Below are 20,519 nucleotides of genomic sequence, written 5' to 3'. Positions count from 1 at the left end.
ACGATACGACCGCCTCATTTGCGTCAGTTGACGTCGAACATGTTCAAAAACCTTCGATTCCGGTGGATTAAAAACAGTTAGGATCGAAAAGCGAAATCATTTATGCTTTTCAAATATGGAATATTTGTTTCATCCGATGGACCGCCCGCATGGATAACGACACCAAGAGACTTGTGCGCGTGCCTCGCGATTTCGAAAGCCTGCGCAGCACGATCATCGAACGCAAGGCAAGCATGCCGAAGCGGCTGGCCCAGGTCGCCGCCTTTGCGCTCGGCCATCCCGACGAGATCGCCTTCGGCACGACGGCGAGCATCGCGGCGGCTTCGCACGTCCAGCCGTCGACGCTGGTGCGGCTCGCGCGCCACCTGGGCTATGAGGGCTTCTCCGATCTCCAAAGTATTTTCCGCGAGCGGCTGCGGGACCGGACGCTGAGCTACGAGGAGCGCCTCGTCACGCTGGAGCAATCCGAAGGTGACGAAGATGCCAACCTGCTTTCCGGTTTCATCGCCGCAGCTATCCAATCCATCAACCGCATGGCGGCGAGCGTCGAGACGGAAACCTTCACCAGGGCCGTCGACATCCTGGCGGCGGCCGACACCATATATCTTATAGCGAAACGCCGCTCCTATCCGCTCACGGCACACATGGCCTATGCCCTTTCGAAACTCGGGATCCGCCACCAGATCGTCGCTTCGCCGAATGGGGTCGATCCGGAGATGGTGCAATTCGCAACGCCGAAGGATGCGGCGATCGCCGCCAGCTTTTCGCCCTATGCTGCCGACAGCCTCAGCCAGGCCGAAGGGTTGGCCGACCGCGGCGTGCCGGTCGTGGCGATCACCGATTCGGCTTTCTCGCCGCTTGCGGCCCGCGCCGCCTGCTGGTTTGAGGTTGCCGAAGCTGACTTTGCCGGCTTCCGCTCGCTCTCGGCCTCCATGGCGCTGGTCATGGCGCTGCCGGTGGCGATCGCCGAGCGCCGGCGCAAACTTCACCATCCCAAAACCGCAAAAGAAAAAATGGAATAAACATTCCGAATTGACAAAAACTCGGAACCGATGTTTCATTATTCAAAATCAGCAGGCGGCAGGGTCCTGCAGTAATCTAGCGGGAGGACATCATGGCACAATTCAATCCGGGTCTGCAGCCCGAGCCGTATCTTGATGTAATCACCATCGGCCGCTCTTCCGTCGATCTTTACGGCCAGCAGATCGGTTCGCGGCTGGAAGACATCGGATCGTTCGCCAAATCCGTCGGCGGCTGCCCGGCCAATATCGCCATCGGCACGGCGCGCCTCGGCCTCAAGTCCGCCCTGATCACCCGCGTCGGCAACGAACAGATGGGCCGCTTCATCATCGAGCAGTCAGCGCGCGAAGGTGTGGAGACTAAGGGTATCCGGACAGACATCGAGCGGCTGACGGCACTCGTTTTGCTTGCGGTGGAGGCCGAGGGCGTTTCGCCGATGATCTTCTATCGCTCGGACTGCGCCGACATGGCGCTCGACGAAGGCGATATCGACGAGGATTTCATCCGGTCGTCACGCGCCGTTCTCGTTTCCGGCACACATTTCTCGCGACCGAACACCGAGGCTGCGCAGCGAAAGGCGATCCGGATCGCCAAGGCGAATGGCCGCAAGGTGATCTTCGACATCGACTACCGGCCGAATCTCTGGGGACTTGCCGGCCATGCCGAAGGCTTCGAGCGCTATGTGAAGTCCGACCGCGTCTCTTCCAAGATGAAGGAGACGCTGGCCGATTGCGACCTCATTGTCGGCACAGAGGAGGAAATCCTGATCGCCTCCGGCGCGGATGACGTGCTCGGCGCGCTCAAGGAAATCCGCCGCCTCTCGCCGGCAACGATCGTGCTGAAGCGTGGCGCGATGGGCTGCATCGTCTACGACGGACCGATTGCCGACGATCTGGAAACAGGCATCATCGGCCAGGGCTTCCCCATCGAGGTCTTCAACGTGCTCGGCGCCGGCGACGCCTTCATGTCCGGTTTCCTGCGCGGCTGGCTGAAGGACGAGCCGCTGAAGACCTGCGCCACCTGGGCCAACGCATGCGGTGCCTTCGCCGTCTCCCGCCTGCTCTGCTCGCCGGAATATCCAACCTGGGCAGAGCTCGATTTCTTCCTGAAGAACGGTAGCGAGCAGCGTGCGCTACGCAAGGACGAGGCGATCAACCACATTCACTGGGCTTCGACTCGAAAGGGCGATATTCCGCTGTTGATGGCACTTGCGATCGACCATCGGTCGCAACTCACCAGCGTTTGCGACGAGTTGGGCGTCGACTACAAGAAGATCGTCGCCTTCAAGCGGTTGGCCGTCGAAGCGGCAGCGCGCGTTGCCGGCGGCCGCGACGGCTACGGTATGCTGATCGACGAGCGGTTCGGCCGTGACGCCTTCTTCGATGCGGCGAGCAAGAATTTTTCCTGGATCGGCCGGCCGGTCGAATTGCCAGGTTCCAAGCCACTGCGCTTCGAGTTCAGCCAGGATATCGGCTCGCAGCTTGTCGAATGGCCGCTCGACCACTGCATCAAGTGCCTGTGCTTTTATCATCCAGACGATCCGGCTGATCTAAAGGGCGAGCAGCAGGAGAAGCTGCGCACACTCTTTGAGGCTGCGCGCAAGGTCGGCCGCGAACTGCTGGTGGAAATCATCGCCAGCAAGAATGGCCCGCTGGGCGACGACACGATCTCGACGGCGATGGAAGAGCTTTACGCGCTCGGTATCAAGCCGGACTGGTGGAAGCTGGAGCCGCAGGCTTCGACGTCTGCCTGGAGGAAGATCGACGCCGTGATCGCCAGGAACGATCCGTGGTGCCGCGGTATCGTGCTGCTCGGGCTGGAGGCGCCGGCCGAAGAGCTCGTGAAGGGCTTCGAGGCGACGCTTGCCGCCCCCTCGGTAAAAGGCTTTGCCGTCGGGCGCACCATATTTGCCGACGCAGCGCGCGCCTGGCTCTCCGGCAACATGGATGACGAGGAAGCGATCGCCGATATGGCCGGACGCTTCCGCCGACTGACCGAGGCCTGGTTGAAAACCCGCGGCCTGCATTAATTAAGAGCATTTGGGAGGTGCCCGATGGGCAAGACGATCCGATTGACGATGGCGCAGGCTGTTGCGCATTTCCTGAAGAAGCAGATGAGCGTCGTCGACGGCAAAAAGGTGCCGATCTTCGGTGGCGTCTGGGCGATCTTCGGCCATGGCAATGTCGCCGGCATCGGCGAAGCGCTCTATCAGGTGCGCGGCGAGCTGCCCACCTATCGCGCCCATAACGAACAGGGCATGGCGCATGCGGCGATCGCCTATGCAAAGGCAAGCTTCCGCCAGCGGTTCATGGCATGCACGACTTCGATCGGCCCCGGCGCACTGAATATGGTGACGGCGGCCGGTGTCGCACATGTCAACCGCATCCCGGTGCTCTTCCTGCCGGGCGATGTCTTCGCCAACCGCGCGCCAGATCCGGTGCTGCAGCAGATCGAGGACTGGGGCGACGGCACGGTATCGGCCAACGATGCCTTTCGCGCGGTCTCGCGCTATTTCGACCGCATTACCCGCCCCGAGCAGATCATCACAGCGCTGAAGCGCGCCATGCAGGTCTTGACCGATCCGCTGGATTGCGGCCCGGTTACGCTCTCGCTCTGCCAGGACGTCCAGGCGGAAGCCTTCGACTATCCGGAGAGCCTCTTCGAAGAAAAGGTCTGGACGATCCGCCGTCCGCAGCCGGACGCCGATGAACTTGCCTCTGCGATCACGCTCGTCAAATCAGCCGAAAAGCCGGTAATCATCTCCGGCGGGGGCGTTCTCTATTCCCAGGCGACGCAGGAACTTGAAGCCTTCGCCGAGGCCCACGGCATTCCTGTCGTCGTCAGCCAGGCCGGCAAATCCTCGATCGACGAGCGCCACCCTCTGGCGCTCGGCTCCGTCGGCGTCACGGGCACTTCGGCTGCCAACGCCATTGCCGAAGAAACCGACCTCATCATCGCCGTCGGCACGCGCTGCCAGGACTTCACGACCGGCTCCTGGGCGCTGTTCAAGAACGACAAGCTGAAGATGCTTGGCCTCAACATCGCCGCCTACGATGCCTACAAGCATGACGCTCAGCCGCTTGTCGCCGACGCCCGCGAAGGCCTGAAAGCGCTGTCGAAAGGGCTTGGCGGCTGGAAGGCACCGGCGGCACTCGCGCAAAGAGCAATGCAGGAAAAGAACGTCTGGATGGATGCCGCCAACAAGGCGATGGCTTCCAGCAACGTCGCCCTCCCCTCGGATGCGCAAGTGATCGGCGCGGTGACACGCTCGATCGAACTGGAAAAGGCGATCGGCCTTTGCGCCGCTGGCGGCCTGCCGGGCGAGATGCACAAGCTGTGGCCGGCAACAGCCCCTGGCAGCTACCACATGGAATACGGCTTCTCCTGCATGGGCTACGAAATCGCCGGCGGACTCGGCGCAAAGATGGCGAAGCCGGACAAGGAGGTTTTCGTCCTCGTCGGTGACGGCTCCTACATGATGCTGAACTCCGAGCTCGCAACCTCGGTGATGATGGGCGTCAAGGTGAACGTGGTCCTGCTCGACAATCGCGGCTACGGCTGCATCAACCGCCTACAGATGGAAACGGGCGGTGCGAACTTCAACAACCTGCTGAAGGACTCCTACCACCAGGTAACGCCGGAGATCGACTTTCGGGCGCATGCCGAGAGCATGGGCGCCATCGCGGTCAAGGTTTCTTCGATTGCCGAACTGGAGAGGGCGATTGCCGATTCGAAGAAGAACGACCGTACCTCGGTCTTCGTCATCGATACCGACCCGCTGATCACGACACAAGCCGGCGGTCACTGGTGGGATGTCGCCGTTCCCGAGGTGAGCCCGCGCGAACAGGTCAACAAGGCGCGCAAGAGCTATGTCGAAGCGCGCAAGCATCAACGCTAAATCACGATACCCGGAGACAATGATGATCCGCTACGGGACCAACCCCATCGCCTGGAGCAATGACGACGACCGCACGATCGGCGCCCATTTGACGCTCGAGGACTGCCTCAGCGATTGCGAGAAGATCGGATTCGATGGCATCGAGAAGGGCCACAAGATGCCGTCCGACGGCCACGAACTGAAAAGAGTGCTCGCCGCGCACAAACTCGTATTCGTATCCGGCTGGCACTCGCTGAACCTCCTCGACCACAGCGTTGAGGACGAAAGACAAGCGATCCAGCCGCATCTCGACATGCTCAAGGCCAATGATTGCAAAGTGTGCATCGTCTGCGAAACGTCGAACGCCATCCACGGCAACGACAGCAAGGCTCTTGTCGACAAGCCGGTTCTCGCCGACGATCAGTGGGAGAAGTTCGGCGCCGATATAGAGGCGATCGCCCAATATTGTGCTGCTCAGGGCATCGATCTCGTCTATCATCACCATATGGGCACGGTCGTGCAGACAGGTGCCGAGATCGACAAGCTGATGGAAAATACCGGCCCGGCAACGAAGCTGCTGCTCGACACGGGACACGCCTGGTTCGGCGGCACAGATCCGGTGGAAGTCGCCAAGAAGTACATGCATCGCGTGCGCCATATCCACGCGAAGAACGTTCGCCCGGTAATCCGCAACCAGGTCGAGGCTGACAAACTCTCCTTCCTCGAAGGCGTGCGCCGCGGCGTCTTTACGGTTCCCGGCGACAAGGAGGGCGGCGTCGATTTCCTACCGGTCCTCAAGGTCGCCGCCGAACACGGTTACGAGGGCTGGCTGGTTATCGAAGCCGAGCAGGACCCGCTCAAGCGCAATCCGTTCGAGTATCAGTCGATGGGGCTGAAGGCACTGAAGAGTCTTGCGAAGGAAGCTGGATTGGACAAGGGTTGATTGGATAGCCGGAGCCACGCTCCCGCTCATTTGCCCTTCTGGCACTCTTCCCACCGGGGAGAGAGAACAACGCTGCGGCGCGGCATATCGATTCAGCCCTTAGGCGAGAATGTGGCGACAGCCGGATGAGGGCCCCTGCCCTGAGCTTACAAGGAGAAACCACCATGCCCAATCTCAAGGTCAAGCCGAACGGCATGAACGGCTGCGTCACCCATGTCACGCCGGAGAATGCCGGCTGGACCTATGTGGGCTTCGACCTCCACCGGCTGAAGCCGGGCGAAACTGCATCCGGCGAGACCGCCGACCGCGAGGTCTGCCTCGTCTGGGTGAGTGGCAAGGGCAAGGCGAAGGCCGGCACAAAGGATTTCGGGACGCTCGGCGAACGCATGAGCCCGTTCGAGGGCAGCCCGCATGCGCTTTATATCCCGATGGAATCGACCTGGTCGGTGACGGCCGAGACCGATCTGGAACTCGCCGTCTGCTCGGCACCGGGCGGCGGCACCTACGAGGCGAAGGCCATTCCGCCGGGCACGCATCCCGCGCTCACGCGCGGCAAGGGCACGAATGTCCGCTACGTCAACAACATCATGCCGGAGAACGACAGTTCGGCGCATTCTTTGCTGGTCGTCGAAGTCATCACGCCGGGCGGTCATACCTCTTCCTATCCGCCGCACAAGCACGACCAGGACAACCTGCCGAACGAAAGCTTCCTCGAAGAGACCTATTACCACCGCCTGAACCCGCCGCAAGGCTTCGGCTTCCAGCGCGTCTATACCGACGACCGATCGCTGGACGAGGTGATGGTGCTGGAAGACGGCGACGTGACCCTGGTTCCGAAGGGCTACCACCCCTGTGCTGCCTGCCACGGCTACGACCTTTACTATCTCAACGTCATGGCTGGTCCGAAGCGCATCTGGAAGTTCCACAATGCGCCCGAGCACGAATGGCTGCTGAAGGCGTAGCGCTGCCTCGCTAAATGATCTGACTGTGCGAAAGAAGAGCCGGTGGTTTGCTGACTTCATCAGAAAGGATGGAGGACATGCGCCCGTCCGGGCGGCTCCGTTCCTCGCTGCAGCCATCGCGGCTTGCAACCCTCATCGCAGCAGCGGGCTGGATGGCGCACGCCGCGGCGCTGAAGGAGGCCGACGCCGCTGCAACCGCAGCGACGATCAAGAACCAAGGTCAGGACTTCTGCCGCGGATAGATGTCGAGTATCAGATGCGGCTGTCCGTTCGATGTCTTGCGGGGCGAGATGCCGTTCGTGTCGATCTGCGCATTGATGCGCTGCCTGAACGCAGAGAAGCTCTCGAAGGTCACGACATCCACCGGTTCATTGAAATGGATGGTGATCTTGTGAAACCCGCCGCCGGTCTCTGCAAGTGCCAGAACCTTGCCGACAAACGGCTGGTTCAGGTAGCGGCCGCGCACCTGCGAGCCGACACACAGCGCAGAAACGCGATCCGCGTTGGGCTTTGTTGCCAGAGCCGAAAGCGTATTCCAGTCGCGCACGCCAAGTTGCCGGGCAACGAGTTCGAGTGCGGCACTGTGCGAAATCGCAGTACCGCGCGTTTCGATCGCCTGGCGAAGCCGCTTTGCCTGCGCCTTCAGTTCATCGATGGTAAGATCGGTCGTCATGTGCTGAGCCTTTTCGGAAGGCATGCCATTTTGACTGCAAAGGGGAGCTCGCATTGCCGTCAGTCAGCATGCACCGATTTGGCTGCGACGAACTTCGAGGACTTCACCGTGGATTTTCACCCGCGAGCGGCCGGCGCCTCTAAACCGGCCCTGATATCCGCCAGGCGGCCCGCTTTGTCAAGATTGCCCCGGAATGGACCGCCCGGCTCGCGCGCCATTTGCCGATATCAGGGGCTTTTTGCGTCCAGCTACGCATAAGCCTCAAATGCAATTGATCCCGTTCAGTACCTGTCAGCATTCATGCGTTACCTTTCAATCGTGAAACGAGCGGAGGCTGATGATGGCCTTTCAGACGCACCTCAACGACGACACTAACGAGCGGGAGAAATCCTACCGGGATTTCTCGCTCGACCGACCCGGCAAGATCATTTTCGTCGGCCATCACCTCAGCACCGGCACACAGGTCCGCTGCCTGATCCGCACCATCAATCTCGCCGGCGCCGTCCTCGAAGTGAGCCGGATGGTCGAGGTTCCGAACCACTTCTTCCTAGAAATCCTCGGCATCCGCGACGAGATCGGCTCGACGGTGGTCAAGCGTGAAGGCGATCTGGTAACGATCAGCTTCAACATGCTGATCAATGCTGAATTCCTGCACCATGTGCTGCGCCTGAGCTTCGAAGCGGACGTCTGACGCGCCATGCCGTGCCGCCGGGCGCGCGGGCACTGTCGCGCGCGCCAAACCACACGATCAGCGGCAGGAGCCAACGCAGGCCCTCCCAGTCCGGCCCGTCGAGCGGGTCTGCCAGTGGATCGCGGCGGCGGCTCCTGTTTCTTGTCTCCAGCTCGTTGCAAAGAACTACCCAGTTGAGAAGCATTGTCGGGTTCTCCATCTATCTGTTGGAGCGCTTGAACTAGGCCTTCGCCGCAGCCGAATGTAGAGCCTGCGGAAGAAAGGGGGTTTTCAAAAATGAAAGACGCGAACTGGGACGATCTTCAACTCTTCTTCCATGTCGCGACCGCCGGCGGACTGTCGGCGGCTGCGTCAAAGACCGGCCTCAGCGCGCCCACGATCGGCCGTCGCATGCTGGCGCTCGAGCGCGCAACGGGCCGGGCGCTCTTCACACGCGGGCCAACCGGCTATCTGCTGGCAAAGGACGGCACGGCGCTTTTGGAGCGCGTGCGCCTGATGCAGGAGGCCGCGCAGTCGATCTCCGACTGGCGCGGCGAAGTGCTCACACTGCCGATCGTTTCGACGGCCGCCGACAGCTGGACGTCGCGTTTCATCGCCGATCACTTGGCAAGAATCTGGACGCCGAAAGACCCATTCCGCATGTGCTACAAGACCTGCGACGCGGGCGTCGATTTCACCTATCGGGAAGCGCACATTGCCATAAGGCGCAGCCGTCCCGAAAACGGCAATATCGCGATCCGGCGTTCGGTAACGGTGGCGCACGCGGCTTACCAGGCGGCAAGCTTCGACAATGACAACCGCAACTGGATATCCCTGGGCACCGACATCGCGATCACACCGGCGGACAAATGGACCTTCGAGCAGTTAGACCATTGGATCACCGGCTGGACGAACACGCCGCATATGCTCTTTCACCTGATTAGGGGCGGTGCCGGCCGCGGCGTGCTGCCATGTTTCATAGGCGATGCTGAGCCCGGCCTTACGCGCGCCGGACCGATCATCGAGCCGCTCACCTACGACATGTGGATCACGGCCCATGACGACGAGCGCCAGCGTGCGGAAGTTCGCACGGTCATCGACAGACTTGCCGCGCTTTTGGGTGAGAACGAAGATTTGTTTGCAGGACGAAAGAGCGGTGGATGAAAAAAGCGCGAGCCTTTGCCCGCGCTCCTCTTCCGGAAAATGATCAGGCAGCCAGGCGGCGCTCGATCTCATCGACCGGCATGTTGGTATAATCCTTGGGAACTTCCGCGGAAATGGCTGCCTGCGCTTCGGCGCTCAGGTTCGGTCTCAAGGTACCCAGCGCCTTGGGCGGTGCAACCAGAATGATGCGGCTACCGTTTCGTTCACGGACCAGCTTGTCCAACTTCGCGGCGATCCGCCTCAAAAAATCGGCCTCCGCCTGCTCCTGCCAATCTGTTTGCTCCATGGCGCTGCCGCTCGTGCCGTCGGGAGCATGGGCCCGTCCAGGCTTATCGGTGCCGAGTTCGCGGGTGGGCTCGCTGGGTTGGCTCAGCGTTTCATGCACCTGCAGGTTCATGAGAAGCGCATTGCCTGCGTTGCGCATGATCAAAGCCTTCGCACCATCACAGACCACGACCCATGATTCCCACGGCACTTTGATGTCAGCCATTTTCGTTTCCTCTTAATGAAATTCGAAGCGAAATGCTTCATCGACAGAGGCAAAACGTACAGTAATTGAAAGAGTTCGGAGGGTCCACGGATAAATCGATTCGCAAGGGTAATGCGATACCGGAACTGCCCTTTGCGCACAAAACAAAATCGGCCTTTGTTAAAATTGTCCCGATCCGTTTGACGAATGCGAAAAACATTCATGTGACGTTGTGCGACAACAGGGCCAGCACGAGCTTGGCCCAGGGAGGGCCGCGTCATGTCCATGCTCCGAGGAACCCACCTTGCGACGGTCAGATCGGAAGTTTATGACGTACGCTGGGAACAGTTCAACGTGCGGCGCCCGGCCCGCATCGTCGCCGTGCGCCCTTGCCTGACCGGCATCTCGCTTCGAAGCGCCGAGATCCTGGATATTTCCCGCGGCGGTGCCACTTTCGTCGTCTCCTCGGCGGCCGGGCTGCCGAAACACTACTATCTCAATATTCTGGGCCTTGCATATCGCATCGGCTGCGCGGAGGTTTATCGCAACAACGAGCGCATCGGTGTCCGCTTCATCAACACGCTGGACCCCGAAGTGCTTCGGCGCGTCGTGCGCGCCGACTTCATGGCTGGCAATCTCGAAGCGATCGAGGCATATCGCGCACCGCGCATCCAAAGCAGGCCGTAAGCCAGCAGGCGATAGAATAATCTTCCTTGCCTTGAGGATGGCAGTGCCTATTGTTGGCGCGATTTTTCATCATCCCGGGAACCTGCATTTCGATGTCCGCCTTCTCGCGCTTCACGCCGCTTGTCAGCGCCCTTCCTTCCACCGTTCCCTTTGTCGGTCCCGAAGCCATCGAGCGAAAGCGCGGTCTCAAGGTCGAGGCCCGCATCGGCGCCAATGAAAACGGCTTCGGCCCCGCGCCCTCCGTGCTTGCCGCCATGCGCGAGCAGGCGGGCGATATCTGGAAATATAACGATCCGGAAAACTTCGATCTCCGCGAGGCGCTGGCTGCCCATCTTGGCGTCACGGCAGCCAATATCGCGATCGGCGGCGGCATCGACGAACTCCTCGGCCAGATCGTTCGCATGGTGATCGAACCGGGAATGCCGGTCGTCACGTCGCTCGGTGGCTATCCGACCTTCAATTTCCATGTCGCGGGCTTCGGTGGACGGCTGGTGACAGTGCCCTACATCGACGATCGCGAGGATCTCTCCGGCCTGCTCGATGCGGTAAAGCGCGAAAACGCCCCGCTCGTTTACTTCGCCAATCCGGACAATCCGATGGGAAGCTGGTGGGATGCCGACAGCATCGTCGCCTTCGCCCGCGCCCTTCCGGAAACCTGCCTTCTGGTGCTCGACGAGGCCTATAGCGAAACCGGCCCTGGCGGTTCACTTCCCTCGATCGAGGCGCTGATCGGCCTTCCGAACGTCGTGCGCACCCGTACCTTCTCGAAGGCCTATGGTCTGGCCGGGGCTCGCGTCGGCTATGCCATCTCGACGCCCGGCACGGCGCTGGCCTTCGACAAGATCAGGAACCACTTCGGCATGAACCGGCTGGCGACGGTGGCGGCACTGGCCGCGCTCAAGGATCAGGCCTATCTTGCTCAGGTTGTCGGCAATATCCATGCTGCGCGCGAGCGCATCGCATCAATCGCCCGCGCCAACCAGCTTTCGCCGCTTCCATCAGCCACGAACTTCGTCGCAATCGACGCCGGACGCGACGGTGCCCATGCCCGCTCAATCGTCGATGGGCTTATGCAGCACGGCGTCTTCATCCGCATGCCGGGCGTGGCGCCGCTCGACCGCTGCATCCGCGTCAGCGTCGGGCCGGAGCGGGATATGGCACGCTTGGAGGAAGCCCTGCCCCGGATTCTCCGCTTGCTGGACTAAATGGAAAAACCGCGCCGGCCTTGTTCCTGCCGGTCGCGGTTTTCGTTCTCCCTGGCCCGAGCGCCGTCCAAAGCGCTCCGCCCGTCCCCTCTTTTGAGGTTGTTGTTTCTTTCCCTTGCGCCCTCGCGCCGAAGACGGTCTCAGTGGATCGTCATCCATTCACGGGCGGCGCGGAGTGCCGCGGCGAGCTGCATCTTGTCCATCGTGGCGGCGACATCGGCGCGAAGCTCGGCAGCGCGGTCGTTGCCCTTGATCGCGGCGATGTTCAACCACTTGTGCGCAGCGACGAGATCGATGTCGCAGCCGCGGCCTGTTGCATACATGAGGCCCATTTCGCAGAAGATATCGGCGTTGTTGTCGCCACCCATGGTGGCCATTTCAGCATTGTGCATTTCAAAGCGTGCCATCGGTTTAATCCCTGTTCAGTCTATTTTCGACTTGCCCTGTTTTACCTTCCAGGCCCTGCCGTCTATTGCAGCTTTGGGTCCCTTCGGTCCGGCGAGTTTGCCCCGCTCGTTTGATGGCTCCACTATGCCGCTCCGCTTTCAAAAAACGCCTAAAATGCATGATTAATTTGAGACAAACAAAGTCCAAACGCTTGGTAAAATTGGGTTTTCGTTAAACATCCGAGTCCCTGCGCATTAAGGACTTTCCGGACAATTTTACGAAAGATTCATTTTTGAAAATCAACCCTTCGTTCACCACGAAAACAGTCGGCAAGAAGCGAGCTGGAAACAATTCGGCGACGAAGGGTCTTGGAAATCGGCAAAATTTCACGATTGCCGGCTGTTTACCTTTACGTCCGCGTAAGTTATTTTCGCCGCGCTCAGGACATCAGGGAGGAAATGATGATCCGCATACTTGTTCTCGCCGGCGCCGCGACGCTTTCAGTCAGCCTTGCTTGCGCTCAGGAGCCGATCGTCGGCACCTGGAGGACCGCCTCGGGCGAAACCGCCCAGATCGCTCCTTGCGGCAGCGGCTATTGCGTGACGCTGAAAACCGGCAAATTCGCGGGCAAGAAGATCGGCACGCTTGCCGGCACCGGCGCCACCTATGACGGTGAGATCACCGACCCTAAAAGCGACAAGACCTACAGCGGCTCGGGAAGCCTCTCCGGCAATTCGCTGAAGATGAAGGGCTGCGTGCTTAAGGTGCTGTGCAAGTCGCAGACCTGGACGCGGCTTTGAAATCAAAAGCAGTTGGGCAATCGCTGCCCGGCCTCAGCGACCGAAAGCGTGCCTGAATGCAAAAACCGATGAACATGCCAGCAATGCGGCTGCAGCGTGTTGCGAGGCCCACGTGCTGCGCTCCATTAAGCGACCCCGACTGAACAATGCGCCCGCAACACGATGACCGCCATCTTACTGAAAGATGACCGTTCATCGGCAATTTCGGCAAGAGCAGTCGTCCTTCCTGTCGATCGGCGGCATCAATTGACTTCACGATGGCTTGCTGGGTCGTTCCGGCCTTCTGACCGGCTCTCAGCCACAAGCAAAATCTGCAAACTCACCGCTGAAGCTTCTCGAACAAGGAAGGACGCCCCAACAACGTGTTTCGGGCGTCCTCTTTTTTAATTCGACATTCCAGCCATGTTCCGAGGTGCCGCCTTCAGCGGGCGCGCTGGCCGAAGAGAACCTTCTGCGCTTCCTTGTCCTCGGCGAGATTCGTCTGGCGTTCGCGCTCTTGCTTGCCGACCTCGATGCCCCTTAGAACCGCCGGGCGCTGATGCATGCGCTCGAACCAAGCCTTGAGGTTCGGAAAATCATTAAGGTCCTGTCCCTGCCGCTCGTAGGGGATCACCCAGCCGATGCAGGCCATGTCGGCGATCGAATAGTCGCCGGCGAAGTAGCCGCGGCCTTCCAGCCGCCTGTTCATCACGCCGTAGAGGCGATTCACTTCGTTCGTGTAGCGGTTGATGCCGTATTCGATCTTTTCCGGCGCATAGCTGCGGAAATGGTGCGCCTGGCCTGCCATCGGACCGAGGCCGCCGACCTGCCAGAACAGCCATTCTTCCACCTGCACGCGCGTGCGCTCGTCCTGGGGATAGAACTTGCCGTATTTGCGGCCGAGGTATTGGAGAATGGCACCCGATTCGAAGACGGAGATCGGCGCGCCGCCGGGGCCGTCCGGATCGATGATCGCCGGCATGCGGTTGTTCGGCGCGATTTTCAGGAAGTCGGGCGCAAACTGCTCGCCCTTGCCGATATTGACGTACTTCACCTCGTAGGGAACGCCCAGCTCCTCGAGCATGATGCTGATCTTAAAGCCGTTCGGGGTCGGCCAATAATAAAGTTCAATCGGTGCGGTCATGAAATCTCCTTTGCGGGACTAGACACATAAGTTGCCAAGCGGCGCCTTCAAGTCGTCAACCATTGTGAACGCCAAATGAACCGGAACCTCAGCACCCGTTCAGCCGGCGTGTGGCAAGACTTGACTCAACGATAAGACGCATATCGGCCCCAAGGAACATGGACGTGCTTATTCTCGCAAGACGCTTCACCGTCATCACGCTGTTCGCGGCGGTTTTCGCGATCACATTCTCGGCCGCGGTCGTGCGCGGTGGCGGGGGCGGAGCACAATCGCATTTCGGTGCGAACTACACCTGCCTCAACGTGACCAGCCCCTTCTGTACGAGTGTCCGCTGAATTTCTGACGCGGGCCGAAGGTGCGTCGCTTGCTTGTTAAAAAGGGCAACCTATAATGCGCCATGAGCAAACGAATCTCTCCATTACCTCTTGATATTTCCTCGCCACCTGCCTTTGAACCGCAAAGCTTCGACGATCCAGCGCAGGCCGTCGATGCGCTGACTGCGCTTTACGAACGCAATACCGCCTTCCTGATCGACAGTTTTTCGAAGCTTGCCAAGGGCGCGCCGATTTCCTCGCGCTACCGCGCCTTCTACCCTCAGGTCAGCATCGAGACGACCAGCTTCGGCCATGTCGACTCCCGCCTCTCCTACGGGCATGTGACGGCGCCGGGTGTTTATACGACGACCGTCACCCGGCCGAAGCTTTTCCGTCACTACCTGAAGGAACAGCTGGCGCTCTTGATGAGAAGTCATAACGTTCCGATCGTCGTGTCCGAATCCTCGACGCCGATCCCGCTGCATTTCGCCTTCGGCGAAGGCGCCCATGTCGAGGCGTCGGCCTCGACCTTCATCGACATCCCGATGCGCGACCTCTTCGACACGCCGGACCTCAATACGACCGACGACGAGATCGCCAACGGCGAATATATCCCGGCGCCGGGCGAGCCTTCGCCGCTTGCGGCCTTTACGGCCCAGCGCATGGATTATTCGCTCGCCCGCCTTGCCCATTACACAGCAACGAGCGCGCAGCACTTCCAGAACTTCGTGCTTTTCACGAACTACCAGTTCTACATGGACGAATTCTGCTCCTGGGCGCGCGAGACGATAGCCAAAGGCGGCGGCGAAGACGGCTATACGGCCTTCGTCGAGCCAGGCAACATCATCACCCATGCCGGATCGTGCCAGCCCGAAACCGATGCCACGGCCCCCCGCTTGCCGCAGATGCCTGCCTATCACCTGAAGAAAAAGGGCCATGCCGGCATCACCATGATCAATATCGGCGTCGGCCCCTCCAACGCCAAGACGATCACCGACCACGTGGCCGTTCTGCGCCCACATGCCTGGCTGATGCTTGGTCACTGCGCCGGCTTGCGCAACAGCCAGCGCCTCGGTGACTATGTCCTGGCGCACGCCTATATGCGCGAGGATCATGTCCTCGACGACGACCTGCCGGTCTGGGTGCCGATCCCCGCGCTTGCCGAAGTGCAGGTGGCGCTGGAGGCAGCTGTCGCCGAAATCACCGGCTACGAAGGCTTTGAGCTCAAGCGCATCATGCGCACCGGCACCGTCGGCACGATCGACAACCGCAACTGGGAATTGCGCGACCAGCGCGGCCCTGTGAAGCGGCTCTCCCAGGCGCGAGCCATCGCGCTCGACATGGAATCGGCAACGATCGCGGCCAACGGCTTTCGCTTCCGCGTGCCCTACGGCACACTTCTTTGCGTTTCCGACAAGCCGCTGCATGGCGAGCTGAAACTGCCGGGCATGGCGACCGCCTTTTATCGAACACAGGTCAACCAGCACCTGCAGATCGGCATCCGCGCCATCCAGAAGCTTGCGGCCATGCCGCCGGAGGCACTGCATTCACGCAAGCTGCGCAGCTTCTTCGAGACTGCCTTCCAGTAATCCGCTTCACTTCACTTCTGCCACCGTGCGATCCGCAATCATTTGCGGGGCGCCAGGGCTTGCGGCCGCAATCTCCAGTCCTGCGATGACCACGGCAAACACCGCAAAGGCAACCATCATCCGCCCAAGAATCTGGCCAGTATCCGTCTCGTAAAGCTCATCGCGGGACTCCTGCCTGTGGCGCGCCCAGATGAGACTTGCAATGGCTATTTCCAGAACTCCCATGTCCTTCACTCCTTCATTTGTCGATGGAGCTTTGTCGAATGCACGCCGACGATTTCGACAGGCCGGGTGAAGGAAAGATTTTTTTCTTTGCTGTCGATTTCCGCCTAGTCTCTTCGTCAACATGCCGTGAGAGGCAGCCAGCAGGAGGCAAGCGATGAAATATCTGTGTCAGGGGTGGTTTGGGCCATCCGCGCTCGAGCGCATGAGGAAAGAGGAGAAGACGAGCCTCGACAGGGATTTGCCTGGTTATGAAGGGGACCTCGTCGCATGCGGCCACATGATCCGCGCCGAGCCTCTGCAATCGCAGATGAGTGCCGTGACCAGCCATGTGCGCAATGGAATGGTGTCGGTGACCGATGGCCCCTATGTTGAGACGAAGGAACAGATCGGCGGCCTCAGCCTGATCGAGGCCAATGACCTCAGCGACGCGATCCGTGTCCCAGCCGGTATTCGACTGGCAAAGTTCGGCAGCATTGAAATTCATCCTGTCCACACGTTCGACTGAGGAAGCACGCCATGAAGTTTCTTTGCCAGGTCTGGTTCGATACCGAAAAAAGCAAGCTGGTCCCGCAGGAAGAATGGGAGGCGCTGACTAAAGAATGCATCGTCAGTGACGATCTCTGGCACGATCGCGGTTTTCTTCAGGAAGCGCTTGCGCTGCGCGAGCCCGCCTCGGCAGTCACTCTGCGCATCCGCAAGGGCACGACGGTTGCGACCGATGGTCCTTTCGCAGAAATCAAGGAGCACCTCGGCGGTTTCGTATTGCTCGAAGCCAGGGACATGGAGGAAGCGAAATCGATCGTTTCGACTTTCCCGATCCTGAAATACGCCTCTGTCGAGATCCGTCCTGCCTATTCCATCAAGGATGAAGATTAGTCCATGCGGCATGTTTTCGAGAATTCTGCAGACGTTGGCGGCGCGATGACGCCGAAAGAGACCGGCGAACTCGCCAGAGCGCGCATTTCAGCTGCAGTTCCGCAACAACGACGGCAGGCGACCGATGGGGCTCATGTCGAACCAAGAAGCATCTTGGGGGTTTCCTACGTGTCAAGCAACGGACTCCGCAGCGTCCAGGAGATTGCCGCACGCGTCGGCGCCGTAAACTGCGGCCGGCGCGGATACTCACTTTACCGGAGTAGCATTTGGAGCAACTGATCGAGGACATCTACCGGGCCCAATCGAGACGGGTGCTGGCAACTCTCATCCGCCTGCTCGGCGATTTCGACCAGGCTGAGGAGGCCCTGCACGACGCTTTTGCGTCAGCCGCGCGCGCATGGCCGCGCGACGGTGTTCCCGGCAATCCTTTTTCATGGCTCGTTTCCACCGGGCGCCACAAGGCAATCGACCGTATCCGGCGGCGCTCGCGCTTCGATGCGTCCCTGAAGGACATCGAAGACAGCCTGTATGGCGAGGCCGACGCTGCGGAGATCGGCAACATGGAGCTTGTCGGCGACGACATGCTGCGACTGATCTTCACCTGCTGCCATCCGGCCATTCCATGTGAGGCCCAGATGGCATTGGCGCTGCGCGAAGTCTGTGGCCTGACGACCGAGGAAATCGCCCATGCATTCCTCGTTCCTACCCCGACCGTCGCACAGCGGATCGTGCGGGCGAAGAGCAAGATACGTTCAGATCGCATCCCTTACGAAGTTCCCGACCTCGACGAACTGCCGCAGCGCCTCGAGCGCGTGCTACACGTCATCTATCTCGTCTTCAACGAAGGCTATTCGGCCTCTTGGGGCACGGAAGTGGTCCGGGCCGACCTGACTGCCGAGGCGATCCGGCTGGCGCGGCTGGTGGCCGACTTGCTGCCACATCCCGATGTCGAGGGCCTGCTGGCGCTGATGCTGCTGCAGGATTCCCGCGGGCTGGCACGGCGCGCAGACGACCGCAGCCTCGTCCTCATTGCAGAACAGGATCGATCGACCTGGGACCGCGGGAAGATAGAAGAAGGTATGGACCTGCTGCGGCGGGCGATGGAACCTGGCGAGGTGGGCCTCTACACTGTCCAGGCCGCCATTGCCGCCGAACATGCCAGGGCCAGAACGCCGGAGGCAACGGATTGGCCGCGCATCGCTGCCTATTACGACCTGCTGATGACGGCCCAACCCTCGCCGATCGTCGAACTCAACCGCGCAGTGGCGATCGCAATGTCGGAAGGACCACAAAGGGGCCTCGAGATCATCGACTGCATTCTGGCATCGGGCAAGCTCGGCAGCTATCACCTTGCGCATGCCGCACGCGCCGATTTCCTGCGCCAGCTCGACCGCAAGGCAGAGGCGATCACCGCCTATGAACGCGCGCTGTCCCTTTGTCAGCAAGGGCCAGAGCTGGCTTTCCTGCGCAAGAGGATATCACAGCTGACGGCGCCGCCCGAAAGGCAGTGAGATTGCGGTTCCCGTCAAGGCAGAGACGATGATCAACAGATGTGCATTGACGCTCGCCTGCGCCAGGGCCGCAAGCGCCGCCTTTCCGCCCGGTGCACCCAATGCAACGGCGCCTGCGGTGATGCCCGCGGGATAGGTGCCGACCCCGCCTGGCGCATGGACCGGAAGAACCGACGAAAGCTCGCCTCCAAGCGCGCCGCCGAAACTGGCCGTGAGCGGCGAAACGCCCATGAGGCTGAGCGCCCAGACGAGCACGACGACCTTCACCAACCAGTTCACCGCCGTCATGGCCCAGGCTCGCCCGAAGGCTGTGGCATCTGCGGGCAGGCCGCTGTCGATTTCCGTCAGGAAGCCCTGCGCCTTGGCGGGAAAGATCCGCAAGCCGAAGCGAAGCAAAGGCTTGCGGACCAGGAAAGCGGTGATCGGCAAAAGCAGGAATGCGGTCCACAAAAGCCAGGCCAGAACGGCATCCGGAGCGGCTGCCGCAAATCCGATGCCGGCTGCGGCAAGCAGCGCATGCAGATCGAGGAGACGCATGACAAGGAGAGCGGAGGTTGCACGCGTCAGCGGAATGCCGAATTCCGCGCGCATGAGAACCGGAAAACTCGTCTCTCCGGTGCGCAACGGCAGCATGATGTTGAGCAGGTTATGAACCTGCGTCACGCGGAAAAGCGTGCCGAACCTGCCCGCCGTCTCGCGTGGGAAGTAATCGAGAATGCGCCATGTCCGCAGGAAATAGGTACTGGTCAACAATGCAAGAGCAACGAGGATCGGCATAACGCCGACGGCCGCCCATTGGGCGATGATGGCCGACCATCCCCAGAACCACTCGATGAAAAGCGCATAGGCTGCGACGATGACGATCGTCAGCAGTGTCATTCGATTGCGCCCGAACCAGGATTGTCGACTGGCGCCAGCCGGAGAGTTCATGTACTAGGCTTCCTGACTTCAGTGGCCAAAACGCCGCTCGACTGGCCGTCACGGCCTTTTAGGAGCAATAACAGTTGCAGACAACGTCAGAGTCGCTGCAAAGCGCAAATGATCTAACGCAGTCGCTCGAACTTTCGCTTGTGGTGCCGGTCTTCAACGAGGAAGAAAGCGTCGGCACGCTTGTCGAACGGATATGCGACGCGATGGTCGCCTATCCCTACCGGTGGGAGCTTATCCTGGTCGATGACGGCAGCACGGATGCCACCCTCGTCAATGCCCGCAAGTATCTAGGGCGTGAGGGCCTGGCGCTCAGGATCGTCGAGTTGCAGCGCAACTTCGGCCAAACCGCTGCGATGCAGGCAGGCATCGATACGGCAAAGGGCCGGCTGATTGCGACGATGGACGGCGACCTGCAGAATGATCCGAAGGACATTCCTTCGATGATTTCCGAACTCGAGCGCCGTGAACTCGATCTCCTGGTCGGCTGGCGCAAGAACCGCAAGGACGGCCTGCTGCTGCGCAAGATTCCCTCATGGTGCGCCAACTATCTGATCGGTCGTATCACCGGCGTCAAGCTCCACGACTATGGCTGCAGCCTGAAGATCTATCGCGCCTCGATCATCAAGCAGGTAAAGCTGATGGGCGAAATGCACCGCTTCATCCCCGCCTGGGTCGCCGGCGTCGTCCCGAGCTCACGTATCGGCGAAATGGCCGTCACGCACCATGCCCGCCAGCATGGCCAGTCGAAATACGGCATCTCGCGGACCTTCCGGGTTATCCTCGACCTGCTGTCGGTGATGTTCTTCATGCGCTACAAGGCCCGGCCCGGCCATTTCTTCGGATCGCTCGGCCTCGGACTGGGAGCACTCGCAACGCTGATCCTGCTTTACCTGTTCTTCGACAAGTTCATTCTCGGCAACGATATCGGCACCCGCCCGATGCTCATGGTCGGCGTCGTGCTGCTGCTGTCGTCCGTGCAGTTGATCACGACTGGCATTCTGGCGGAGATGATTGCCCGCACCTACTATCGCGACGACGCTTCTCCGAATTACATCGTGCGGCAGATCTTCGATGGAAGCGACACTTGAGAGGCG

Annotated in this window: 23 protein-coding genes; 17 read left to right on the top strand and 6 right to left on the bottom strand. The window is 60.5% G+C overall.

The window, feature by feature from the left end; translation table 11 throughout:
• Nucleotides 1–149 precede the first annotated feature (149 nt).
• The 6 genes from AM571_RS06280 (at nucleotide 150) to AM571_RS36095 (ending at nucleotide 7,044) form a co-directional block, all read left to right on the top strand.
• Entirely contained in the window at nucleotides 150–1,022 is an 873-nt protein-coding gene (locus AM571_RS06280; protein ID WP_074060679.1) for a MurR/RpiR family transcriptional regulator, read from the top strand.
• Nucleotides 1,023–1,114: 92 nt separating this feature from the next.
• A complete protein-coding gene (locus AM571_RS06275; protein WP_074060678.1) occupies nucleotides 1,115–3,049 on the top strand; it encodes a bifunctional 5-dehydro-2-deoxygluconokinase/5-dehydro-2-deoxyphosphogluconate aldolase in 1,935 nt (644 codons plus the stop codon).
• 24 nt (nucleotides 3,050–3,073) lie between these two features.
• A complete protein-coding gene (iolD, locus tag AM571_RS06270) occupies nucleotides 3,074–4,918 on the top strand; it encodes a 3D-(3,5/4)-trihydroxycyclohexane-1,2-dione acylhydrolase (decyclizing) (protein WP_074060677.1) in 1,845 nt (614 codons plus the stop codon).
• Between the two features lie 22 nt (nucleotides 4,919–4,940).
• Nucleotides 4,941–5,840, top strand: a complete 900-nt coding sequence (iolE, locus tag AM571_RS06265; RefSeq protein WP_074060676.1) for a myo-inosose-2 dehydratase — start codon at nucleotides 4,941–4,943, stop codon at nucleotides 5,838–5,840.
• A gap of 164 nt (nucleotides 5,841–6,004) precedes the next feature.
• On the top strand, nucleotides 6,005–6,802 hold the full coding sequence (gene iolB / locus AM571_RS06260; protein WP_074060675.1) for a 5-deoxy-glucuronate isomerase: 798 nt from the start codon (nucleotides 6,005–6,007) through the stop codon (nucleotides 6,800–6,802).
• 77 nt (nucleotides 6,803–6,879) lie between these two features.
• Nucleotides 6,880–7,044, top strand: coding sequence for a hypothetical protein (locus tag AM571_RS36095; protein ID WP_155774415.1), 165 nt, complete (start codon nucleotides 6,880–6,882; stop codon nucleotides 7,042–7,044).
• Here AM571_RS36095 and AM571_RS06255 read toward each other — a convergent pair.
• Nucleotides 7,023–7,475, bottom strand: a complete 453-nt coding sequence (locus AM571_RS06255; protein WP_074063099.1) for a glyoxalase superfamily protein — start codon at nucleotides 7,473–7,475, stop codon at nucleotides 7,023–7,025. The genes AM571_RS36095 and AM571_RS06255 overlap by 22 nt on opposite strands.
• Nucleotides 7,476–7,815: 340 nt before the next feature.
• On the opposite strand from AM571_RS06255, the gene AM571_RS06250 reads away from it, so the two are divergent.
• Both AM571_RS06250 and AM571_RS06240 read left to right on the top strand, forming a co-directional pair.
• The gene (locus AM571_RS06250; RefSeq protein ID WP_074060674.1) at nucleotides 7,816–8,166 is read left to right on the top strand and encodes a hypothetical protein; all 351 of its coding nucleotides are present in this window, start codon (nucleotides 7,816–7,818) and stop codon (nucleotides 8,164–8,166) included.
• A gap of 276 nt (nucleotides 8,167–8,442) precedes the next feature.
• Entirely contained in the window at nucleotides 8,443–9,309 is an 867-nt protein-coding gene (locus AM571_RS06240; protein WP_074060672.1) for a LysR family transcriptional regulator, read from the top strand.
• Between the two features lie 43 nt (nucleotides 9,310–9,352).
• Here the strand turns inward: AM571_RS06240 and AM571_RS06235 are convergent, their stop codons facing one another.
• Entirely contained in the window at nucleotides 9,353–9,799 is a 447-nt protein-coding gene (locus AM571_RS06235; RefSeq protein WP_022714615.1) for a host attachment protein, read from the bottom strand.
• A gap of 258 nt (nucleotides 9,800–10,057) precedes the next feature.
• Between AM571_RS06235 and AM571_RS06230 the strand changes: the two genes are divergently transcribed.
• Complete coding sequence (locus tag AM571_RS06230; protein ID WP_074060671.1) at nucleotides 10,058–10,465, top strand: pilus assembly protein PilZ; 408 nt, start codon at nucleotides 10,058–10,060, stop codon at nucleotides 10,463–10,465.
• Between the two features lie 92 nt (nucleotides 10,466–10,557).
• On the top strand, nucleotides 10,558–11,670 hold the full coding sequence (locus tag AM571_RS06225) for a pyridoxal phosphate-dependent aminotransferase (RefSeq protein WP_074063098.1): 1,113 nt from the start codon (nucleotides 10,558–10,560) through the stop codon (nucleotides 11,668–11,670).
• Between the two features lie 140 nt (nucleotides 11,671–11,810).
• Here the strand turns inward: AM571_RS06225 and AM571_RS06220 are convergent, their stop codons facing one another.
• Complete coding sequence (locus AM571_RS06220) at nucleotides 11,811–12,077, bottom strand: sel1 repeat family protein (protein WP_074060670.1); 267 nt, start codon at nucleotides 12,075–12,077, stop codon at nucleotides 11,811–11,813.
• A gap of 441 nt (nucleotides 12,078–12,518) precedes the next feature.
• Here AM571_RS06220 and AM571_RS06215 point away from each other — a divergent pair, with 441 nt between their 5' ends.
• Nucleotides 12,519–12,857, top strand: a complete 339-nt coding sequence (locus AM571_RS06215) for a DUF2147 domain-containing protein (RefSeq protein WP_074063097.1) — start codon at nucleotides 12,519–12,521, stop codon at nucleotides 12,855–12,857.
• A 421-nt stretch (nucleotides 12,858–13,278) separates the two neighbouring features.
• Here AM571_RS06215 and AM571_RS06210 read toward each other — a convergent pair whose 3' ends face one another.
• The gene (locus AM571_RS06210) at nucleotides 13,279–13,980 is read right to left on the bottom strand and encodes a glutathione S-transferase family protein (RefSeq protein ID WP_074060669.1); all 702 of its coding nucleotides are present in this window, start codon (nucleotides 13,978–13,980) and stop codon (nucleotides 13,279–13,281) included.
• 164 nt (nucleotides 13,981–14,144) lie between these two features.
• On the opposite strand from AM571_RS06210, the gene AM571_RS36875 reads away from it, so the two are divergent.
• Together AM571_RS36875 and AM571_RS06205 are read left to right on the top strand one after the other, a co-directional pair.
• Nucleotides 14,145–14,315, top strand: a complete 171-nt coding sequence (locus AM571_RS36875) for a hypothetical protein (RefSeq protein WP_165918550.1) — start codon at nucleotides 14,145–14,147, stop codon at nucleotides 14,313–14,315.
• 62 nt (nucleotides 14,316–14,377) lie between these two features.
• On the top strand, nucleotides 14,378–15,883 hold the full coding sequence (locus AM571_RS06205; RefSeq protein WP_074060668.1) for an AMP nucleosidase: 1,506 nt from the start codon (nucleotides 14,378–14,380) through the stop codon (nucleotides 15,881–15,883).
• 6 nt (nucleotides 15,884–15,889) lie between these two features.
• Here AM571_RS06205 and AM571_RS06200 read toward each other — a convergent pair whose 3' ends face one another.
• Nucleotides 15,890–16,108, bottom strand: coding sequence for a hypothetical protein (locus AM571_RS06200; protein ID WP_074060667.1), 219 nt, complete (start codon nucleotides 16,106–16,108; stop codon nucleotides 15,890–15,892).
• A 154-nt stretch (nucleotides 16,109–16,262) separates the two neighbouring features.
• On the opposite strand from AM571_RS06200, the gene AM571_RS06195 reads away from it, so the two are divergent.
• From AM571_RS06195 to AM571_RS06180, 3 genes are all read left to right on the top strand, one after another.
• A complete protein-coding gene (locus AM571_RS06195; RefSeq protein ID WP_074060666.1) occupies nucleotides 16,263–16,613 on the top strand; it encodes a YciI family protein in 351 nt (116 codons plus the stop codon).
• An 11-nt stretch (nucleotides 16,614–16,624) separates the two neighbouring features.
• On the top strand, nucleotides 16,625–16,984 hold the full coding sequence (locus AM571_RS06190; RefSeq protein WP_074060665.1) for a YciI family protein: 360 nt from the start codon (nucleotides 16,625–16,627) through the stop codon (nucleotides 16,982–16,984).
• 266 nt (nucleotides 16,985–17,250) lie between these two features.
• The gene (locus AM571_RS06180) at nucleotides 17,251–18,495 is read left to right on the top strand and encodes an RNA polymerase sigma factor (protein ID WP_074060663.1); all 1,245 of its coding nucleotides are present in this window, start codon (nucleotides 17,251–17,253) and stop codon (nucleotides 18,493–18,495) included.
• Here AM571_RS06180 and AM571_RS06175 read toward each other — a convergent pair.
• Nucleotides 18,463–19,425 carry a lysylphosphatidylglycerol synthase domain-containing protein gene (locus AM571_RS06175; protein ID WP_074060662.1) on the bottom strand — a complete coding sequence of 321 codons (963 nt, stop codon included), beginning with the start codon at nucleotides 19,423–19,425 and terminating at the stop codon, nucleotides 18,463–18,465. The genes AM571_RS06180 and AM571_RS06175 overlap by 33 nt on opposite strands.
• A gap of 74 nt (nucleotides 19,426–19,499) precedes the next feature.
• Between AM571_RS06175 and AM571_RS06170 the strand changes: the two genes are divergently transcribed.
• Nucleotides 19,500–20,513: a glycosyltransferase family 2 protein gene (locus AM571_RS06170; RefSeq protein ID WP_074060661.1), complete on the top strand. Its 1,014-nt coding sequence runs from the start codon at nucleotides 19,500–19,502 to the stop codon at nucleotides 20,511–20,513.
• Nucleotides 20,514–20,519: the final 6 nt, after the last annotated feature.

It is taken from the genome of Rhizobium etli 8C-3 (assembly GCF_001908375.1).
Taxonomy (GTDB): Bacteria; Pseudomonadota; Alphaproteobacteria; order Rhizobiales; family Rhizobiaceae; genus Rhizobium; species Rhizobium etli_B.
The sequence above is the reverse complement of the archived record's forward strand: the minus strand, read 5'-3'. Positions and strand labels throughout refer to the sequence as shown.

Excerpts from the sequence above, each read along its gene's own strand:
- AM571_RS36095 (WP_155774415.1), top strand. The coding sequence starts at position 6,880 with ATGCGCCCGTCCGGGCGGCTCCGTTCCTCGCTGCAGCCATCGCGGCTT.
- AM571_RS06200 (WP_074060667.1), bottom strand. The coding sequence starts at position 16,108 with ATGGGAGTTCTGGAAATAGCCATTGCAAGTCTCATCTGGGCGCGCCAC.
- AM571_RS06235 (WP_022714615.1), bottom strand. The coding sequence starts at position 9,799 with ATGGCTGACATCAAAGTGCCGTGGGAATCATGGGTCGTGGTCTGTGAT.
- AM571_RS06210 (WP_074060669.1), bottom strand. The coding sequence starts at position 13,980 with ATGACCGCACCGATTGAACTTTATTATTGGCCGACCCCGAACGGCTTT.
- AM571_RS06240 (WP_074060672.1), top strand. The coding sequence starts at position 8,443 with ATGAAAGACGCGAACTGGGACGATCTTCAACTCTTCTTCCATGTCGCG.
- AM571_RS06190 (WP_074060665.1), top strand. The coding sequence starts at position 16,625 with ATGAAGTTTCTTTGCCAGGTCTGGTTCGATACCGAAAAAAGCAAGCTG.
- AM571_RS06220 (WP_074060670.1), bottom strand. The coding sequence starts at position 12,077 with ATGGCACGCTTTGAAATGCACAATGCTGAAATGGCCACCATGGGTGGC.
- AM571_RS06280 (WP_074060679.1), top strand. The coding sequence starts at position 150 with ATGGATAACGACACCAAGAGACTTGTGCGCGTGCCTCGCGATTTCGAA.
- AM571_RS06275 (WP_074060678.1), top strand. The coding sequence starts at position 1,115 with ATGGCACAATTCAATCCGGGTCTGCAGCCCGAGCCGTATCTTGATGTA.
- AM571_RS06225 (WP_074063098.1), top strand. The coding sequence starts at position 10,558 with ATGTCCGCCTTCTCGCGCTTCACGCCGCTTGTCAGCGCCCTTCCTTCC.
- iolE (WP_074060676.1), top strand. The coding sequence starts at position 4,941 with ATGATCCGCTACGGGACCAACCCCATCGCCTGGAGCAATGACGACGAC.
- AM571_RS06255 (WP_074063099.1), bottom strand. The coding sequence starts at position 7,475 with ATGACGACCGATCTTACCATCGATGAACTGAAGGCGCAGGCAAAGCGG.
- AM571_RS06230 (WP_074060671.1), top strand. The coding sequence starts at position 10,058 with ATGTCCATGCTCCGAGGAACCCACCTTGCGACGGTCAGATCGGAAGTT.
- AM571_RS06250 (WP_074060674.1), top strand. The coding sequence starts at position 7,816 with ATGGCCTTTCAGACGCACCTCAACGACGACACTAACGAGCGGGAGAAA.
- AM571_RS06205 (WP_074060668.1), top strand. The coding sequence starts at position 14,378 with ATGAGCAAACGAATCTCTCCATTACCTCTTGATATTTCCTCGCCACCT.
- iolB (WP_074060675.1), top strand. The coding sequence starts at position 6,005 with ATGCCCAATCTCAAGGTCAAGCCGAACGGCATGAACGGCTGCGTCACC.
- AM571_RS06215 (WP_074063097.1), top strand. The coding sequence starts at position 12,519 with ATGATCCGCATACTTGTTCTCGCCGGCGCCGCGACGCTTTCAGTCAGC.
- iolD (WP_074060677.1), top strand. The coding sequence starts at position 3,074 with ATGGGCAAGACGATCCGATTGACGATGGCGCAGGCTGTTGCGCATTTC.
- AM571_RS06175 (WP_074060662.1), bottom strand. The coding sequence starts at position 19,425 with ATGAACTCTCCGGCTGGCGCCAGTCGACAATCCTGGTTCGGGCGCAAT.
- AM571_RS06195 (WP_074060666.1), top strand. The coding sequence starts at position 16,263 with ATGAAATATCTGTGTCAGGGGTGGTTTGGGCCATCCGCGCTCGAGCGC.